General features: G+C 66.9%; 12 protein-coding genes. 7 read left to right on the top strand and 5 right to left on the bottom strand.

The features are described from left to right. The first annotated feature begins 51 nt into the window (after positions 1 to 51). The 5 genes from CD928_RS19525 to CD928_RS19505 all read left to right on the top strand — a co-directional run bounded on the left by CD928_RS19525 (position 52) and on the right by CD928_RS19505 (position 6539). A complete protein-coding gene (locus CD928_RS19525) occupies positions 52 to 1326 on the top strand; it encodes a hypothetical protein (RefSeq protein ID WP_095388772.1) in 1275 nt (424 codons plus the stop codon). A 107-nt stretch (positions 1327 to 1433) separates the two neighbouring features. Next, positions 1434 to 3158 (top strand): sulfatase-like hydrolase/transferase, encoded by a 1725-nt coding sequence (locus CD928_RS19520; RefSeq protein ID WP_095388771.1) that lies wholly within the window; start codon positions 1434 to 1436, stop codon positions 3156 to 3158. 24 nt (positions 3159 to 3182) lie between these two features. Next, positions 3183 to 5423 carry a TonB-dependent receptor gene (locus CD928_RS19515; protein ID WP_095388770.1) on the top strand — a complete coding sequence of 747 codons (2241 nt, stop codon included), beginning with the start codon at positions 3183 to 3185 and terminating at the stop codon, positions 5421 to 5423. Between the two features lie 24 nt (positions 5424 to 5447). After that, a complete protein-coding gene (locus CD928_RS19510) occupies positions 5448 to 6020 on the top strand; it encodes an NADPH-dependent FMN reductase (protein WP_095388769.1) in 573 nt (190 codons plus the stop codon). 9 nt (positions 6021 to 6029) lie between these two features. Beyond that, positions 6030 to 6539, top strand: a complete 510-nt coding sequence (locus CD928_RS19505; protein WP_095388768.1) for a MarR family winged helix-turn-helix transcriptional regulator — start codon at positions 6030 to 6032, stop codon at positions 6537 to 6539. Here CD928_RS19505 and CD928_RS19500 read toward each other — a convergent pair. Both CD928_RS19500 and CD928_RS19495 read right to left on the bottom strand, forming a co-directional pair. Beyond that, the gene (locus tag CD928_RS19500) at positions 6532 to 7002 is read right to left on the bottom strand and encodes a DUF3237 domain-containing protein (RefSeq protein ID WP_095388767.1); all 471 of its coding nucleotides are present in this window, start codon (positions 7000 to 7002) and stop codon (positions 6532 to 6534) included. The two genes, CD928_RS19505 and CD928_RS19500, sit on opposite strands and share 8 nt — an antisense overlap. Positions 7003 to 7061: 59 nt before the next feature. Further along, a complete protein-coding gene (locus tag CD928_RS19495) occupies positions 7062 to 9254 on the bottom strand; it encodes a TonB-dependent receptor (protein ID WP_095388766.1) in 2193 nt (730 codons plus the stop codon). 161 nt (positions 9255 to 9415) lie between these two features. Here CD928_RS19495 and CD928_RS19490 point away from each other — a divergent pair, with 161 nt between their 5' ends. After that, positions 9416 to 10801, top strand: a complete 1386-nt coding sequence (locus tag CD928_RS19490; protein WP_176473643.1) for an MFS transporter — start codon at positions 9416 to 9418, stop codon at positions 10799 to 10801. A gap of 13 nt (positions 10802 to 10814) precedes the next feature. On the opposite strand, the gene CD928_RS19485 is transcribed toward CD928_RS19490, so the two are convergent. Further along, positions 10815 to 11765: an AraC family transcriptional regulator gene (locus CD928_RS19485; RefSeq protein WP_095388764.1), complete on the bottom strand. Its 951-nt coding sequence runs from the start codon at positions 11763 to 11765 to the stop codon at positions 10815 to 10817. Positions 11766 to 11980: 215 nt separating this feature from the next. On the opposite strand from CD928_RS19485, the gene CD928_RS19480 reads away from it, so the two are divergent. Further along, positions 11981 to 15337: an S-layer family protein gene (locus CD928_RS19480; protein WP_095388763.1), complete on the top strand. Its 3357-nt coding sequence runs from the start codon at positions 11981 to 11983 to the stop codon at positions 15335 to 15337. Positions 15338 to 15457: 120 nt separating this feature from the next. Here CD928_RS19480 and CD928_RS19475 read toward each other — a convergent pair whose 3' ends face one another. Both CD928_RS19475 and CD928_RS19470 read right to left on the bottom strand, forming a co-directional pair. Further along, positions 15458 to 16696 carry an MFS transporter gene (locus CD928_RS19475; RefSeq protein ID WP_095388762.1) on the bottom strand — a complete coding sequence of 413 codons (1239 nt, stop codon included), beginning with the start codon at positions 16694 to 16696 and terminating at the stop codon, positions 15458 to 15460. Positions 16697 to 16754: 58 nt separating this feature from the next. Continuing rightward, positions 16755 to 17351 (bottom strand): TetR/AcrR family transcriptional regulator, encoded by a 597-nt coding sequence (locus tag CD928_RS19470; RefSeq protein ID WP_095388761.1) that lies wholly within the window; start codon positions 17349 to 17351, stop codon positions 16755 to 16757. Positions 17352 to 17452 lie beyond the last annotated feature (101 nt).

The raw sequence follows: 17452 nt of genomic DNA, 5'->3' as shown, positions 1-17452 counted from the left end.
GCCTATTCTGGCCGCAACAGCCGATTCAGGCTCGCCGGGAGGAAGGATGTCATGAATATCGCCGTTCAGACGCGCAAGGCAGAGGAAGAGGCTTACGCCGATCGCCGGATTCCGAAGGGAGGCGACTGGCTGTCGCGCGAGGAACTCGAGGCGCTGACGCCCGAGGAACTGGTGCGCCGGACGACCGCGCTCAAGCCGCTCGTCGCCGAGCATGCGCTCGAATGCGAACGGCTGCGCCGCCCCGTCGATGCGGTGTGGGACGCGATCCGCAAGACCGGCGTCTTCTATCATTTCGTGCCCAAGCGCTACGGCGGGCTCGAATTCGACATCGACAGCTTCATCGACGCGATGCTGCCGATCGCCGAAGGCTGCGGGTCGACCGGCTGGGTCACCGCCTTCTGCGTCGAGCACAACTGGATGCTCGCGCAATTTCCCGAAAAGCTGCAGGACGAGACCTTCGGCGGCGATTTTCCCTATATCATCGCGCCGGGCGCCACCAACCCGCCGGGCGTCGCGCAGCCGGTCGAGGGCGGCTACCGCCTGTCGGGCCGCTGGAAATGGGGCACGGGCGTCATGCACGCCGACTGGGTGATGATCACCGGCATGATTCCGGGCGAAAACCCGCCGCGGCAGCTTTTCCTCGCGCTCCCGGCGGAGGATATCGAGGTTCTCGACACCTGGCATGTCGACGGGATGATCGGGACGGGCAGCAACGACATCCGCTGCGACGACGTCTTCGTTCCCGAGCATCGGGTGATGGACATGGGCGAGATGCGCATGGGCTGCGCGCCCGGCGCGGCAATCCACGCGCACAATCCGATCTACCGGATGCCGATGACGCCCTTCCTCGCGATCACCGCGGCGATCGGCGCGGTGGGCGTCGCGCGCTCGGCGGTCGATCATTTCCGCGAGCGCATCGGGGTGCGCACGATGCTGGGCACGACGGTCAAGCAGAACGAGAAGGCCTCGGCGCACATGCGGCTCGGCGAAGCGGCGGCAAAGACCGAGACGGCCGAGATGATCCTGCGCGAGGTCGGGCGGCGCAACGTCGCGCTGACCGAGGCGGCGGGGAGCGGGTTGGTCAGCAACGAGGACCGCATCGCGCTCCGCGCGCAGGTCGCGCTCGCGATGGATCTGTGCCGCGACGCGATCCGCCTGCTCGTCGAGGGGGCGGGGTCGAGCGCGCATATGACGAGCAGCCCGCTCCAGCGCGCGCTGCGCGACGTCAATGTGATGGCGAGCCATGTCGTTTATGATTTCGACGCCGCGACCGAGTTGCTCGGCCGCTCGCTGATCGGCCTTTCGCCCAACACCCCCATCTATTGACAAAATGCCCGCTTCTAAAATTTGCGCAAGCAACTTGACAAAATTTGGGAAGCGGGCATTATCTTAGCATACTAAGAAACAAGCTGACCGGCGTCGGGAGGTACGGGATGCGCGACAAAGCAGAGATCGATCGGCGGACCTTGCTGGCCGGCGGCGCGGCGGCGCTGGTGGCGGCCAACGGCACCAAGGCGGCCGGGGTCGAGGCTCCGGCGCGGGCGCCCGGAAAGCGGCGTGGCGGGCGGCCCAATATCCTCTTCATGGTCAACGATCAGGAGCGCGCGCTCGCCGACATTCCCGAGGGACTACCGCTCCCCGCGCACGACTGGCTGCGCGAGCGGGGCATCTCGTTCGACCGCTTCCATGTCAACACGACGCCCTGCGGCCCCTCGCGCTCGAGCATCTACACCGGGCTGCACACGCAGCATACCGGCGTCTACGCGAACCCCAATTCGCCGCCGCATCCCGAGCTCAAGCCCGATATTCCGACGATCGGGACGATGCTGCGCGAGGCAGGCTATCGCACCGTCTACAAGGGCAAATGGCACGTCTCGAACCTCAACGCGGGGCTGAATTTCCGGGGCGTCGCGGGCGGGATATTTCCGAACACCAGCGACATTCTCGAACCCTTCGGCTTTTCGAGCTATAATTTCGACGGCGAGCGCGTCGGCCTGTCGTGGGAAGGCTTCATGAATGACGGCGTCACCGCGGCCGAGGCGGTGACCCGGCTCCGCGCCTTTGCAGACGACGATGACGAGGCGCCCTGGTTCATGGCGGTCAACTTCGTCAATCCGCACGACATCATGTTCTATGATGCGACGGGGGAAGGGGAGGCGACGCGCCTGCGCCCCAATCTCGTCTCGCCGCTGCTGCCGGCGCCCGGCGACCCCCTTTACGACCGCGACTGGGGCTTTCCGCTGCCGCGCAGCTTCTATGCCGACGACCTGTCGCGAAAGCCGCGCGCGCACGCCGCGATCAACGCGAGCGAGGGCGCCTTCTACGGCCGCATGCCGCACGGCGACGAAGCGGTGTGGATGCGCAATCTCAACTATTATCTCAACTGCATCCGCGACGCCGACCGCCACATGAAGACGGTGCTCGACGCGCTCGCCGCCTCGGGACAGCTCGATAACACGATCATCGTCTTCACCTCTGACCATGGCGAGCGCGCGGGCGCGCACGGGATGCGGCAGAAGGGCGGCACCATCTACAAGGAGGATGTCGGCGTGCCGCTGATCGTCGTGCATCCCGATCTCCCCGGGGGCCGCACCACCCATGCGCTGGGCAGCGCGGTCGATCTCGTGCCCACCATGCTGGCGTTCGCCGGCGTCGACGACGCGGCGCGGCGCGCGATGCAGCCGAAGCTGGCGGGCCACGACCTGTCGGCAGCGGTCGCCTCGCCCGCCGCGCGGACGAGCCGCGACGAGGCGGGTATCCTGTTCAACTATGCGGTGCGCTACGGATGGAACGCCCCCGACGTGCCGCCCGGCGTCACTGAGACCAAGCCGCTGCCCGAAAACGACCTGATGCTGCGCCGCCTGCACCGCGGCGTCCACGACGGCCGCTACAAGTTCGCGCGCTATTTCGCGCCCGCGCAGCATCATGTTCCGAAGCGCTGGGACGACCTGGTCGCCTACAACGACCTCGAACTCTACGACACGGTGGCCGACCCCGACGAGATCGACAATCTCGCCTGGCGCCCGGACGCCCACAAATCGCTCATCGAACGCCTGAACGCCCAGACCAACGCGCTGATCGAAGCCGAGGTCGGTGAAGACAAGGGCGCCGAATATCCGGGACCGGCCGCACAATATAGCACGCTGCACCTGGCCTGACCCGTTCACCTTGGGAGAGGGACTATGAAAATCGGGATATTGCTTTGCGGGAGCGCGGTCGCGCTCGCGATGGGGACGCCGGCGCTTGCGCAGGAGGCGGCGTCCGATGGCGCGAGCGAGCGCGACGATCAGTCGATCATCGTCACCGCCACGCGCCGCGAACAGACGCTGCAGGAGGTGCCGATCTCGGTTGCGGTGGTCAGCGGCGACCAGATCGAGAAGCAGGGCATCCTGCTGTTCGACGATGTCCAGGATAATGTCCCCAACCTCCAGATCGACCGCACCAACGGCAATTTCGCGATCACGATGCGCGGGCTTGGCGCCGGCACCGGCAATCTGTCGTTCGAGCAATCGGTCGGCCTGTTCATCGACGGCGTCTATCTGAGCCGGTCGCGGGCGTTCCAGAATCCGCTGCTCGACGTGCAGCGCGTCGAGGTCGTGCGCGGGCCGCAGGGAGCGCTGTTCGGCAAGAACACCAATGCGGGCGCGATCAGCGTCGTCACCCGGCGTCCGACGCGCGAGCTCGAAGGCTTCATCCGCGCGAGCGGTGAGGTCGAGCACGGCGGCTGGAACCTCGAAGGCGCGATGTCGGGCCCGATCTCGGACACGCTCAGCGTCCGGCTGACCGGTCGCGCGGGGTCGATCGGCGATTATATGGAGAACACGATTACCGGCCGGAAGGAAAACGGGTCGCAATATGAGGCGATCCGCGGCCAGCTCTTGTGGGAGCCCACCGACAATTTCGAGGCGCTGGTCAAGGTCGAGCATTCGTCGAACCGGATCGATGGCGGCACGACGGTGTTCAACAATATCGGGAGCGCGAGCTGCGCGCTGTGCAATGCGGTGCGCAACTCGGGCGAGGATGTGCCCGAATATCCCTCGTTCCGCCGCGCCGCGCGGACGATCAATCCCGAATATGACAACACCAAGACGACGATGGCGCAGCTGACGATGAACCTCGACGTCGGCGACTGGACCGTCACCTCGGTCACCGCGTGGCAGGAACTCGATGGCGGGGTGAACTCCGACTATGACGGGCCGCTGACCTTCCTCGAATCCGACATCACCGAAAAATCCAACTCGCTGTTCCAGGAAGTGCGCGCGCAGCGCGAGATCGGCGATGGCGGCTCGTTCATCGCGGGGCTCACCTATATCGACACGAATCTGCACATCCAGCAGGCCTCGCTGTTCGACGCGGCGAGCGCGGGCGTCGCGCTGCCGCTCAACGGGCTGTCGACGCGCCAGTTCGATCAGTCGGGCAATAGCTGGTCGCCCTTCGTCTCGCTCGAGGTGCCGGTGACCGAGCAGATCATGCTCAGCGGCAGCCTGCGCTATTCGCACGAAAAGCGCGAGGGCCGTGCGCGCTCGTTCAGCGACGGGGTGTTCCCGCCGACCTATCTGCCCTACGACCTCACCGAGACGCGCAAGGAAAATCTGTGGGATTATTCGCTCCGCGCCCGTTATGAATTCACGCCCGACGCCTATGTCTATCTGAGCTACGCGACAGGGACCAAGGGCGGGGGTTTCGTGTCGAACGATGCGTTGCTTCTCTATAATATCCAGAACGGCCTCGCGACCTTCCAGTTCGATTCCGAGCGCGCGAGGTCATGGGAAATCGGCGGCAAGTTCCGCTTCCTCGATGGCAAGGGTCAGCTCAACATCGCGCTGTTCCGCACCAATTTCAGCGATCTGCAGGTGTCCGAATACAACGGTACCGCCTTCATCACCGGCAACGCCGCCTCGGCGATTTCGCAGGGGGTGGAGATCGACACCGACATCGGGATCGGCGACAATTGGCGGATCGGCGGCAGCCTTGGCTATCTCGACGCGCACTACAAGGATTATCCGGGCGGCGCTTGCCTCTACGATGCGCCCGCGACCTGCACGCCGCAGACCAACAACCTTGCCGGAACGCGGCTCGTCCGCGCGCCCGAATGGACCGCGAACGGCTTTATCGAGGCCAAATATCCGGTGTCGAGCAGCCTCTATGCGCTCGCCCGCGTCTCGGCCAATTATCAGTCGCGCTCCTTCTTCCAGCCCGACATGAACCCGCTCAACTCGCAGCCCGCCTTCACCAAATATGATGCGCGCCTCGCGGTGGGGCGCGAGGACGGGAAGTGGGAGCTCGCGCTCGTCGGCCGCAACCTGACCGACAAGGTGACGACCACCCAGGGGTTCAGCACGCCGACCTTCGGCGGCGACAGCCACATGGCGATGGTGGCGGCACCGCGGACGGTGACGGTGCAGCTGTCGCTCGATTTCTGATGACGGAGGAGCAGGGGAGCCACGATGGCGCAGCCGGACCTGTTGCTGCTGGCCGGAGGAATCCGCAGCGGCTCGCTCAATGAAAAGCTGATCGGCTGCGCGTCGCAAGCGGCGCGCAGCCTGGGGCTCGGCGCGACGCGGCTGTCGCTCTCCGACTATCGGCTGCCGCTGTTCGGTGCCGAAACGCTGTCGGTCGACGAGGTGCCCGAGGCGCTGGCGCTCAAGACGATGTTCGAGCGGCACGGCGCGGTGATCATCGCCAGCCCCGAGCACAACGGATCGGTGACGGCGATGCTGAAGAACGCGCTCGACTGGATTTCCTGCCCGAGCGCCGGAGAGGCGCCGCAGGCCTATATCGCCTTCCGCCGCAAGGCGTTCGGCCTCGTGTCGGCGTCGTCGAGCCCCTTTGGCGGCATGCGCGGCCTGTCGCAGCTTCGGCATATCTTGACGACGGTGCAGGCGCTCGTCGTGCCCGAACAGCTCAGCGTGCCGCACGCTCATCGCGCCTTCGACGAGGAAGGGCGGCTCTCGGATCCGTTTCTGGGCGGGTTGCTTGCCGACCTGGTGCGGTCGGTGGCGGACGTGGCACGGCGTTAGGGGGAAGGATTGTCGAAGGCGCAACCGGGTCGGAAAGGCGATTACTGGGCGTTCGAGGACAGCCTCGGCTATCTTGCCCGCCTGATATTCCGGTCCTTTTCGCAGGTCCGCGAAACGCGCACTCTCGACCACGGCATTTCGGCGGGTCAGTGGACCTTCCTGCGCCAGCTCTGGCGCGGCGACGGGATCAGCCAGCATGAACTGAGCCGGCGGCTCGCGATGCGCGATGCGACCACCGCGGTCGCGCTGCGCGGGCTTGAGGAGGCCTCGTTGGTGCGCCGCTGCGTCAACCCGCGCGATCGGCGCGAGACATTGGTGTTCCTGACGCCGCATGCCCGGCGGCTGCGGGGGCTCCTGTTTCCGGTGACCGAAGAGGTGCAGTCGCTCGCGACACGCGGCTTTTCCGACGAGGAGGCTGCGACGCTGCGCGACCTGATGCAACGCATGATCGCGAATCTGGCGCGCGAAGACCCCGATATCGGGGAAGCGGGCCGATGCCGGTGGCGGGGGCTCAGGTGATCTCGAACACGTCGTAGCGCACCGCGCCGCCGACGCTCGCGCCCAGCCCGACCGCGACGATATCGTTGAGCCACAGATAGCGCTCGTCGCCCGTCTCGAACATCGGCGTGGTGCGGAAATAGATTTCGCGTTTTTCGGCGTCGGTCTTCGGGCCGCCGTTGCGGGCATGCTTGTGCGCGACGGTCAGCGGCCGTAGCACGCCGCGGTAGGAGACATAGATCAGCGCGCCGTCGTGCGTTTCGAAGGTGATCCGCGCGTCGAGGCGAAGCGTGTCATTGTCGTCGATCGTCGCCCAGTCGCCGCCGCTCGGCATCACGCGGCCGCGGAGGCGTTCGCCCTCGACCTCGCCTCCGGTCAGCGCGGCGATCATCCGGCGGCCGAAATGCGCCTTGCCGATCTGTTGCTGCGGCTCGGTGAAAGCCGCGCGATAGGAACAGAGATAGCGAAAACCGGGCTCGATCATGTTGGACTCTCCGTCGTGCCGATAGTGCGGCGGCGGGCGTCGATCCCGCCGCCGGCAAGTCAGATCTTGAACGCGATGGTCGCGCCATAGGTGCGCGGTGGCGCATAAGGGGTCAGGATCTGGCGGAAGGCGCCGAAATAGGTGACATAGGTCGGCGTCAGCTCGTCAGTCAGATTCTTGCCCCACAGCGACAGTTCCCAGCGATCATCGGGACCCGAGAGCGACAGGCGCGCGTCGAGGTTTTCGTGCGCGGGCCAAAGCTGCTGCGGAATGTTCGACGCCTCGAAATAGGCGTCGTCGACCCAGCTGTAATCGACCCTGAGCTTCGCCGAGAGGTCGCCGAGCGGGGTTTCATACTGGCCGCCGATGTTGAACTTGTTCTTCGGCGAGCGCGGGAGCCGGTTGCCCGTGTAATTCTGGCCCGGGATCGAATATTCGGTGAACTTGGCGTCGAGCCAGGCGTAGCTGCCGTCGATCTGGAAGCCCTCGAATGGCCGGACGACCGCCTCGACCTCGACGCCCTTGATCCGCGCCTTCGCCGCGTTGCTGACGACGACGCAGCACAGCGGGATGAGCTGCGAGATCTGGAGGTCCGAATAGTCGGTGCGGAACGCCGCGATGTTGAGCCGCAGGCGGCGGTCGAACCAGTCGGTCTTCGCGCCCACCTCATAGCCCCAGGCGAATTCGGGATCATAGGGGGTCGAGGCGCCCTCCGCGGTGCCCGACAGCCCCTGGAAGCCGCCGCTCTTGTAGCCGCGCGCGACCGAGGCATAGAGCAGCACGTCGTCGGTCGCCTTCCAGTTGAGCGCGAAGCGCGGGGTGAACGCCTTCCAGCTCTTCTTGCCGGTCACGTCATAGCCGTCGAGCGATCCCAGCGGCGGCGGCAGGCCCGGACCGTCGTCGGCCTTGAAGCCGGCGAAGCGGCCGCTCTTGCGCTCCCAGGTCATGCGCGCGCCGAGGGTCGCGGTCAGCGACGGCACGATCTCGACATCGACCTGGCCGAAGACCGCGAAGCTGCGGGCGTTGACCGACTGCGGATAGATGCCGGTGCCCGAACCCGCGGGGGTCGGGAAATCCTGAATCTGCCCTTCGATGCGGTCGTTATTCTCCTTGAGGAAATAAAGGCCGGTCTGGCCCTTCAGCCGGCCGCCCCAGGCGTCGAAGGACAGGCGCAGTTCCTGGCTGAACTGGCTGTTGTTCTCTTCGCCGAAGCTCGTCGATTCGATCTGCGCGGGCGGGTTGATCGGGTTGCTGAAGAAGGGGGTGACGAAGTTGAACTTCACCTTGCGCAGCGCGGTGAGCGAGGTCAGCGTGCCGAACGGCAGCTCGAGATTGACCTCGCCCGAATAGGTCTGGATCGTCCGCTTCACCTCGCCATCGATATAGGCGTTCACCACGCGCGGATCGGGATTGATGCCGACGCAGTGGATGCCGCCCTGAAAACTCGTGTCGCAATTATTGTGACGCGGATTGCCCTTCTGGTCCTGGTGCGAGACGTCGGCGCGCAGGATGATGTCGAGCGTATCGGTCGGCACGAAGCGGAGCGCCACGCGGCCCGTCGTCAGGTTGAGGTCGTTGACGCGGTTGCCCGTCGTTTCGTTATACTCGAAGCCGTCGCGCTGCTTGTGCGAGAGGCCGGCCGACAGATACAGCTTGTCGGTCAGCGGCATATTGCCGCGCGCGATCACTCCGACGCGATCGTAATTGCCGTAGGTGCCCTCGAACGTGAAGCTTTCCTCGTCGGTCGGCTTGCGGCTGATGAACTGGACGAGGCCGCCGATCGCATTCTTGCCGAACAGCGTGCCTTGGGGGCCGCGCAGCACCTCGACGCGTTCGAGGTCGAGCGCGTCGAGGTCGGGGGTGCCGCCGCGCCCCGCATAGACACCATCGACGAAGACGACGACCGAGGGGTCGCCGCCGGCGTTCTGGCTGATCCCCGGCGCGCTGCCGATGCCGCGCATCGAGAAGTTGGTGTTGATCGGGTCGACCGCGCTGACCGCAAGGCCGGGGGTGCGGATCGCGATGTCCTGCACCGTCTCGATGCTGTTGTCGCGAAGCTGCTCGGCACCGAAGGCGGTGACCGAGACCGGGACGTCCTGAAGCCGTTGCTCCTGGCGCTGCGCGGTGACGATGATGTCGCCGCTGTCGGCGGCGTCTTCGGGCGCGTTCTGGGCGAGCGCCACGCCGGGCATGGCGGCGAGGGCGGAACCCGCCAGCAAGAGGACGGACGGCGTGCGTGTTTTCCTGACCATTTTCACTCTCCCAGACTGTTGTTCTTGTTGCTTGGCGCCCGCGATCGCATAAGATCGCCGGTAGATATTTACTTAGCTTTCTAAGTATATTAAGCATTGTATATGGCGAGAGGCTGGCCCGCGCAAGGGGCTGTCCGCCGAAAAAGAGAATGGGAGAGACGATGGCGACCGCGGTTGACGAGAAGGAGGCCATGGGCTCCGAGGGCAGAGAAATCGGGGGAAACCCGCCCTGGCCGCGTCCCGCCTATAGCTGGTATGTCGTCGGCGTCCTGCTTCTCGCCTATACGCTGTCCTTCGTCGATCGCATGATCCTGACGCTGCTCGTCGCCCCGATTCGCGCCGCGCTCGACATCTCCGACACCCAGGTCAGCCTGCTCATCGGCCTCGCCTTCGCGCTCTTCTATACGCTGCTCGGGCTGCCGCTCGCGTGGATCGCCGATCGCTACAGCCGTCGCAACCTGATCGCCGTCGGGGTGGCGGTGTGGAGCGTGATGACCGCCGGATGCGGCTTCGCGGGTAGCTATGCCACGCTTTTCCTTGCGCGCGTCGGGGTCGGAGTAGGCGAGGCGACGCTGTCGCCCGCCGCCTATTCGATGCTGAGCGATTATTTCCCGCGCGACCGGCTGGCGCGCGCGATGGCGGTCTATTCGATCGGCGTGCCGCTCGGATCGGGCATCGCGCTGATCCTCGGCGCCTTCGTCGTGCAGGCGGTGCTGGCCCAGCCGATGGTCGAACTGCCCTTCTGGGGACCGATCGAGGCGTGGCGGCTGATCTTCGTCTGGGTCGGCGCGCCGGGGCTGCTGCTCTGCCTGCTGCTGCTGACGGTGCGCGAGCCCTTTCGCCGCGGGCGCGGGGTAGCGGTGGCGACCGCCGAACCAGGGCAGGGAAGGGGGCTCGTCGCGCATCTCGGGGCCCATCGCGCCGCCTTTGCCGCGCTGTTCGGCGGCATGTCGCTGATCGGGATCGTGATGTATGGCGCGATCGCCTGGATTCCCACCTTCTTCGCGCGCAGCTATGGGATGGCGATCACCGATGCGGGGCTGTGGTTCGGGCTGATCATGGCGATCGGCGGCGCGGCGGGACTCGTCATGGGCGGATCGCTCACCGACCGCTTGTTCGGCCGCGGCGTCGCCGATGCCCATCTGCGCGTGATGCGCCTGTCGATGCTGCTTGGCGGGCCGCTGCTGCTCGCGACGACATTGATGCCCACCCCGGGCTGGGCGTTCGTGATGCTGGCGCTCGCCTTTCCGCTGCTCACCATGCACGGGGTCGGAACCGTCGCGCTGCAGCTGATCACGCCGAACGAATATCGCGCGCGGATGACCGCGATCTATTTCTTCATCGTCAATCTGACGGGGCTCGGTTTCGGGCCGATGCTGATGGCGCTGCTGACCGACCATCTGTTCGCGAACGACGCGATGCTGCGCTATTCGATGGCGCTCGTCATGGCGGTGGCGCTGCCGCTGGCGGCCATAATTCTGACGCTGGGGTTCCGCGGATATGCGCGAAGCCTAGCCGAAGTTTCGGGGCCCCCGGCGACGAGCTGAAATCGTCCGAGGGCTATCGCTGGCCGGCGCTCTCCAACGGCAGCACGGTCATCCGCCAGTCGCGCGGCGTCATGCCGAAGCGGCGGCGAAACGCCTTGCCGAAGGCGGACAGATCGTCATAGCCGCAGCGCAGGGCGATATCGCCGATGCCGAGCCGGGGATCGCGCAGCAGCGCGCGGCCATGATTGAGGCGGACGGCGCGAACATGCTCGGCGACCGACAGGCCGCGCTGGTCGAACAGCCGGTAGAGGCTGGCGCGCGAGCAGCCGACTGCCCGCGCGACGGCCTCTGCGGTCAGCCCCGCATCGCCGCACCGCGCCTCGATCAGCCGGCAGGCGCTGGCGAATTGCGCCTCGCCGAGGCGCTTTCCGACATCGGGGGCGGCGATGCTGAAACCCTGGAGATAGGTGAGGGCGAGGCCGCTGAGCAGTTTCATCGCCGCCGCCGCTTCGGTGGGACTCATGGCGGGGCCATGGCGAGCGAGCGCGCCGAGCTGATCCTTGAGCAGCAAGGCGAGCGGCGTGTCGGGCAGGGTGCGCAGCGCGCCGGTTCCGGCGATCGGATCGCCGCCCATCGCGCGATAGACGGCGGCGCGCGGCAGCGTGATGTGATAGGCGCGGTAACTGGCTTCGGAATGGGTCTGCGCCGCGCGGTGGCAATCGAGCAGTTGCAGCCCGCCGCCGGGACCGAGCCACACGCGCTCGTCCTTCCCATGCGCGACCCCGAACTGGCCCTCCGCGACGGCGCAAAGCTGCATATGGTCGACCCGGCCGTCGAAAAAGCGCGAGGCGGTGGGCGCGCAGACCAGGTCGGTAAAGGCGATGCCGTCGTCGCCGGCGCAAGCGAGCGCCGCGGCGCCATAGCCCCCTTCGCCGGTGGTGCGCCGCATCTCGATGTGCGGGAACAGCGAATGCCAGAAGTCGAAGCGTTCGCTGGCCCGCGCGGCTTCGGTCGTCACGCGCATGAAGCGCGTCCCGTGCCAGTGCGAGTGGCGTTCCTCCCCCACGAACTATCCCCCTCGGCGTGGTAAGCTAATGCCGTTCGCTGGACGGGTCAATTGATCGTGAGACGTCTGGCCGAACGGGTGAGACAGCCCGCCTAACCCCTTGGCTTTATGTCGTGGCATGCCGTCATTCCAAGCGCGCCTTGAGGCAGGAGCGCGGACAAAAGGGGGACGATATGACCATGATGGTAACGGCAATCGGGCAGTCGGCCGGGCTGAAGGCCGGCACCCGCGCACTCTTGCTTCGCAGATGCGCGGCGAGCGCGCTTGCCATTGGCTCGCTGGCTGCGCCCTCGATCGCTCAGGCTCAAAGCGGGCTGGCATTGGAAAAGCTAAACGCCGAGAATGCGGCAGATGCAGCGCGCGATATTTCGGTGCCCGACATCGGGCCGGAAGATTTCGTCATATGCAATGGCGACATCCTTACAAAGGGGGCGGAATGCCCGACGCCGACGCCCACGCCGGCGCCCACGGATTTCAGCAGCAATCCGGCCGATTGCCACGTCCTGCTGCCCGCGCCGGCACCCGCTCCGACACCGACGCCCACACCAACGCCCACACCCCCGCCGGGCGGTGGTGGCCCCGGCCACGTCCTCGAATTTGCACCAAAGCTGTTCGCCGCCGGCGCCGCGACCGTCGATGACTCGCTGGCCTGCGGGACGGGCGCCACCACCGGCAACGCGCTCCGCGCCACCGCGATCGGCACATCGAGCAGCGCCACCGGCAATGACAGCACCGCCATCGGCTCGCAAAGCGTCGCCAGCGGTGACGGCGGCACCGCCATCGGCACAGGCAACAACGCCTCGGGCCAATATAGTTCGGCGGTCGGAACGCGCAATTCGGCCAACGGCGATCTGGCTGTTGCGGTCGGATCGAGCAACATGGTCGATGGGGAATCGAGTTCCTCGTTCGGCGTCAACAATGAAGTCACCGTCGAACGCAGCGTCGCGGTTGGGATCAATAATCAGGTCATCGAAGGCAGCATTATCTCGGGTGCGTCCAATGCGTTTGGCAAGGACAACAAGATTACGAGCGGACTGGCCAGTGCAATCGGTTACCAGAACCTCGTGACCGGGGTCGGGGGCTCTGCTGTTGGTTACCGGAACAGTGTCCTGAACGATGGCGGCAGCGCGTTCGGATACCAGAATACGGCAAGCGGCGAAGCCAGCAATGCCTTCGGGCGGTTGAACATAGCGAGCGGCACCTTAAGCAGCGCGTTTGGATTTCGTTCGGCGGCATCCGCATTGAATAGTTCGGCGATGGGCTTTGGGGCCGCTGCGACGGGCGACGGCAGCCTTGCCATCGGCGGCTGGTATGACAACAACCGGAACAACACACCGATCGACCTGGTTGCCGGTTTCGAGGCCGGGGAAACGACGATTGCGACGGGCGAGTCGGCGGTCGCCGTCGGGAACGGCGTTATCGCGACGGGTCAATACAGCGCCGCATTCGGCGTGGATGCGGCTGCGATCGCAAGGGGTGCCACGGCGATCGGTTTCGGCGCGGTTGGAGACCGGGACTATGCGGTATCGGTCGGATCGGCCGACACGCCGCGTCAGATTATCCATGTCGCCAACGGCACCGAAGGAAACGATGCGGTCAATCTCGGTCAATTGAACGAGGTGGCCGGCATTGCCGACCAGGCGCTGACAACGGCGAACGGGGCGCAGACGACGGCCGATGTCGCGGTGCAAAATGCGCAGACGGCGCAGAATACCGCCGACCTGGCGCTTGGCAATGCAGCGACGGCGCAGGGCATCGCAGGACAGGCGCTGACCGCGGCGGGCGGCGCGCAGACGACGGCCGATACCGCGATTCAGAATGCGCAGGCTGCGCAAGGCACGGCGGACCTGGCGCTCCAGAACGCGGCGACCGCGCAGGGCACCGCCGACACGGCAATCCAGAACGCACAGACTGCGCAGAATACCGCCGACTTGGCCCTCGGCCATGCGGCAACGGCGCAGGGCACCGCTGACCAGGCGCTGACCGCAGCGAGCGGGGCGCAGCAGACCGCCGACACGGCGATCCAGACCGCGCAGACGGCGCAGAATACGGCCGACCTGGCGCTGGGCAATGCCGCGACGGCGCAGGATACCGCCGATCAGGCACTGACCGCAGCCGGAGGGGCGCAGCAGACTGCGGATGCAGCGGTGCAGAGCGCGCAGGCGGCACAAGATACCGCCGACACGGCGCTCGGTCATGCGGCAACGGCGCAAGATACGGCCGACCAGGCGTTGACGGCGGCGAGCGGGGCGCAGCAGACCGCCGATACGGCGATCCAGACCGCGCAGACGGCGCAGAATAGCGCCGATCAGGCGCTCGACGATGCGGCGGCGGCACAGGATACCGCCGATCAGGCACTGACCGCAGCCGGAGGGGCGCAGCAGACTGCGGATGCAGCGGCCCAGAGCGCGCAGGCTGCGCAGGATACCGCCGACACGGCGCGCAGCGAAGCGGCGACGGCGCAGGTGACCGCCGATACGGCGGTCCAGAGCGCCCAGACGGCGCAGGACACCGCAGACCAGGCGCTTGCCACCGGCCAGGCCAACGGCACCGCGACCGCGGCGGCGCAGCAGACAGCCGACAGCGCCCGCACCGAGGCGGCGACCGCGCAGCAAACCGCTGACACGGCGCGTTCCGAAGCGGCGGCGGCGCAGGTCACCGCGGACGAGGCGATTGCCCGGATCGATGTCCTGGGATTCAATGGATCGGGCGATGCCGCCGGCGCGAACGCGGTTTCGCTCGGCGCCGGCGCCAGCGCCGGGGGCGATCATTCGATCGCGATCGGCACCGGCGCGCAGGCGACGGATGGCGCGGCCGTTGCCATGGGCCTGGGCAATGTCGCCTCGGGCAATGGCGCGGTGGCGATCGGCGATCCCAATCTCGCGACCGGCACCGGCGCGGTCGCGGTGGGTGCCGACAATAGCGCGACCGGCACCGGCGCGCTCGCGATTGGCAATCTCAACGTCGCCACGGGCAACGCCGCGATCGCGCTCGGCAACGGCAGCAGCGCCACCGGCGATGGCGCCGTGGCGATCGGCGACGGAGCCGTCGCGGATCGCGCGAACCAGGTGGCGCTCGGCAATTCGGGAAGCACCTATACGCTCGCCGGGGTTGCTTCCTCCGCCAGCAATGCGGCGCAGAGCGGGGCGCTGCATCTGCTGACGACCGATGCCGCGGGCAATATCGGCACCACGGCACTCGACATCGCGGAACTGGGCGGGCTCGGGGGACGGGTCGACCTGCTCGAGCAGCAGTCGGCGGCGCTCGACGCGCGGACGACGGTGCTCGAACGGCACGCGCGGCAGGCGAACGGCGGGATCGCGACGGCGATGGCGATGGGCGGGACGATAATCGTCCCCGACAGCACCGTCTCCGTCTCGTTCAACCTCGCGACCTATCGCGGCGAGCAGGGCTTCTCGGGCGCCGCCGTCATCCGCCTGACGCCCCGCGTCTATGTCAGCGGCGGCATCGCGGGCTCGACCGTCAAGGGATCGACTGGCGGGCGCGTCGGGGTGGCTTTCGGCTTCTAACCCACCGGCCGGAGCTCGCCCGACGCGGCAACTGGTCTGCCGCCCGATCGTGTCCGGACACGATCGGGCGGCCATGATCGCGATCCGATGGCCCAGGTGGTCGAGCCACCGAAACCATGCTCAGGGAATGACCCGCCCCTCGTCGCGCCTCGGCATCGGCGCGACAAAGCGTAATGCGGCGGATGACAGGACGAGCCAGCCGGCGGCGACCAGAATCGCGGCGGGGAGAGTCCACACGTCGGCGATCACGCCGAGCAGCCAGGCGCCGAGCGCCATGCCCCCGAAGGTCACCGCCTGATAGATCGACAGGCAGCGCCCGAGGATCGCCTCGGGCGAGCGGAGCTGCATCGCGACGTTGAGCGTGGTCATCGTCGCCACCCAGCACATCCCGGCGACGAAGGCGGCAGCGAGGACGGGCGGCAGGCTGTGCGACAGCGCGACGGCGATCATCGCGGCGGCGAACATCAGCGCCGCGCCGCCGACCAGCGTGTCGCTACCCCAGCGGTGACGCGCCTTGCCGACCCAGAGCGCCGCGAAGATCGACCCGGCGCCGAAGCCTGCGAGGCACAGGCCATAGACGAGTTCGTCGCCCGCGAGCTGATCGCGGACGATCGACGGCAGCAGCGCCTGAAACCCTGCCGCCCCGAGCCCGAAGGCGAAACCGCGCACCAACACCCGGCGCACCGGGTCCGACTGCGTGCAGAAGCGAAGCCCTGTGGCGATCGCCGACAGCATCGGGGAGCGTTTCGGCGGCGTGACCTCCGGGTGCCAGCGCAGCAGCACGATGATCAGCGCGACATAGCTCAGCGCATTGAGCCCGAAGCCGAGCGCGGGGCCGGTCAGCGAGATCAGCAAGCCGCCGAGCGCGGGGCCGACGCTGCGCGCGAGGTTGAAGGCGATGGTGTTGAGCGCGATCGCCTGCGGCAGATGCTCATGCCCGACCTGCAGCCGCACAGATGCCTGCCAGGCGGGCGCGTTGAGCGCCGTTCCGCAGCCGACCGCGAGAGTGAAGCAGAGAAGGAGGATCGGGTCGATCGCGCCGATCCATGTCGCGAGGGCGAGCAGCGCCGAGACGACCAGCATCCCGCTCTGCGCGGCGAGCATCACGCGCCGCCGGTCGAAATTGTCGGCGATCGCGCCCGCGAAAATGCCGAGCAGCATGATCGGGATGGTGGCGCTCGCCTGCACCAATGCGATATAAAGGTGCGACGGTGTTAGCTCCGTCATCAACCAGGCGGCCCCGACCGCTTGGATCGTCGAGCCCGTGTTCGACGCGAGATTGGCGATCCAGATCGCGCGAAAGGCAGGAAAGCGGAAGGGGGCGAGCGAGGAAGGAGCGGAAGGCTTGTCGGGACTCACGTCATTGCGCCTAGACCGGCTGCCGCGGTCCGGCAAGCCTGCGACTGGGTGCCTACGCTCAGCAGGTCAGCGCGGCTTCGAACAGGCAGCGGAAGCGATATTCGCATTCGGCGCGCTGGGCAGGGGAGCCGTCGAGGGCGTCGACCTTCATGATCGTGCGCAGCACGCCGATCCCCATCAGGATCGCGAGCAGCATGTTCGCGCGCAGCTCGGCATGCTCGTCGCCGATGATCTCCGCGAGCGGGCCGAGCACGTCGAGGTGGACGAGATCGCGGATGACCTCGCCGGCCTTGGGCGAAGAGGCCGAGCGCAGCATGACGATGAACATTTCCATGCGATGCTGCCGGTCCTCGTCGCCGTCCTCGATCACGAGCTGCGCGAGATAGGCGGGCAGTTCGGCCGCGGTCAGCGGCTGGCGGAGCAGGCCTTCGTCCTTGTCGTGAAGAAGAACGTCGCGAAACAACCCTTCCTTGCCGCCGAAATAGCGACTGATCAGCGCGACATCGACCCCCGCGTCGCCCGCGATATCGCGCAGCCCGACGCTGTCGTAGCTTTCGCGCAGGAAACGCTGGCGCGCCGCCGACAATATCGCGGCGCGGGTCGCGATCGCGTCGCGTTTCTTGATTCCCGTGGGGATGGTCGTGGTCCTCGACATGGTGCCCTATTATCGCGGCTGAGAAATAAATCAACACCTGTTGACTTGTTGGATATCCCGAATTAGTTCACTCCTCCGGCATCGCGCTGCGCCTCCCCCTC

Origin of the sequence: Sphingopyxis sp. GW247-27LB, assembly GCF_002277025.1 — a bacterium.
GTDB lineage: Bacteria > Pseudomonadota > Alphaproteobacteria > Sphingomonadales > Sphingomonadaceae > Sphingopyxis.
This window is presented reverse-complemented; position numbering and strand designations above follow the sequence as displayed.

What these genes read in the sequence shown, in the direction of transcription:
- CD928_RS19525 (WP_095388772.1), top strand. Translation starts at nt 52, where the DNA reads ATGAATATCGCCGTTCAGACGCGCAAGGCAGAGGAAGAGGCTTACGCC.
- CD928_RS19520 (WP_095388771.1), top strand. Translation starts at nt 1,434, where the DNA reads ATGCGCGACAAAGCAGAGATCGATCGGCGGACCTTGCTGGCCGGCGGC.
- CD928_RS19515 (WP_095388770.1), top strand. Translation starts at nt 3,183, where the DNA reads ATGAAAATCGGGATATTGCTTTGCGGGAGCGCGGTCGCGCTCGCGATG.
- CD928_RS19510 (WP_095388769.1), top strand. Translation starts at nt 5,448, where the DNA reads ATGGCGCAGCCGGACCTGTTGCTGCTGGCCGGAGGAATCCGCAGCGGC.
- CD928_RS19500 (WP_095388767.1), bottom strand. Translation starts at nt 7,002, where the DNA reads ATGATCGAGCCCGGTTTTCGCTATCTCTGTTCCTATCGCGCGGCTTTC.
- CD928_RS19495 (WP_095388766.1), bottom strand. Translation starts at nt 9,254, where the DNA reads ATGGTCAGGAAAACACGCACGCCGTCCGTCCTCTTGCTGGCGGGTTCC.
- CD928_RS19490 (WP_176473643.1), top strand. Translation starts at nt 9,416, where the DNA reads ATGGCGACCGCGGTTGACGAGAAGGAGGCCATGGGCTCCGAGGGCAGA.
- CD928_RS19485 (WP_095388764.1), bottom strand. Translation starts at nt 11,765, where the DNA reads ATGCGCGTGACGACCGAAGCCGCGCGGGCCAGCGAACGCTTCGACTTC.
- CD928_RS19480 (WP_095388763.1), top strand. Translation starts at nt 11,981, where the DNA reads ATGACCATGATGGTAACGGCAATCGGGCAGTCGGCCGGGCTGAAGGCC.
- CD928_RS19470 (WP_095388761.1), bottom strand. Translation starts at nt 17,351, where the DNA reads ATGTCGAGGACCACGACCATCCCCACGGGAATCAAGAAACGCGACGCG.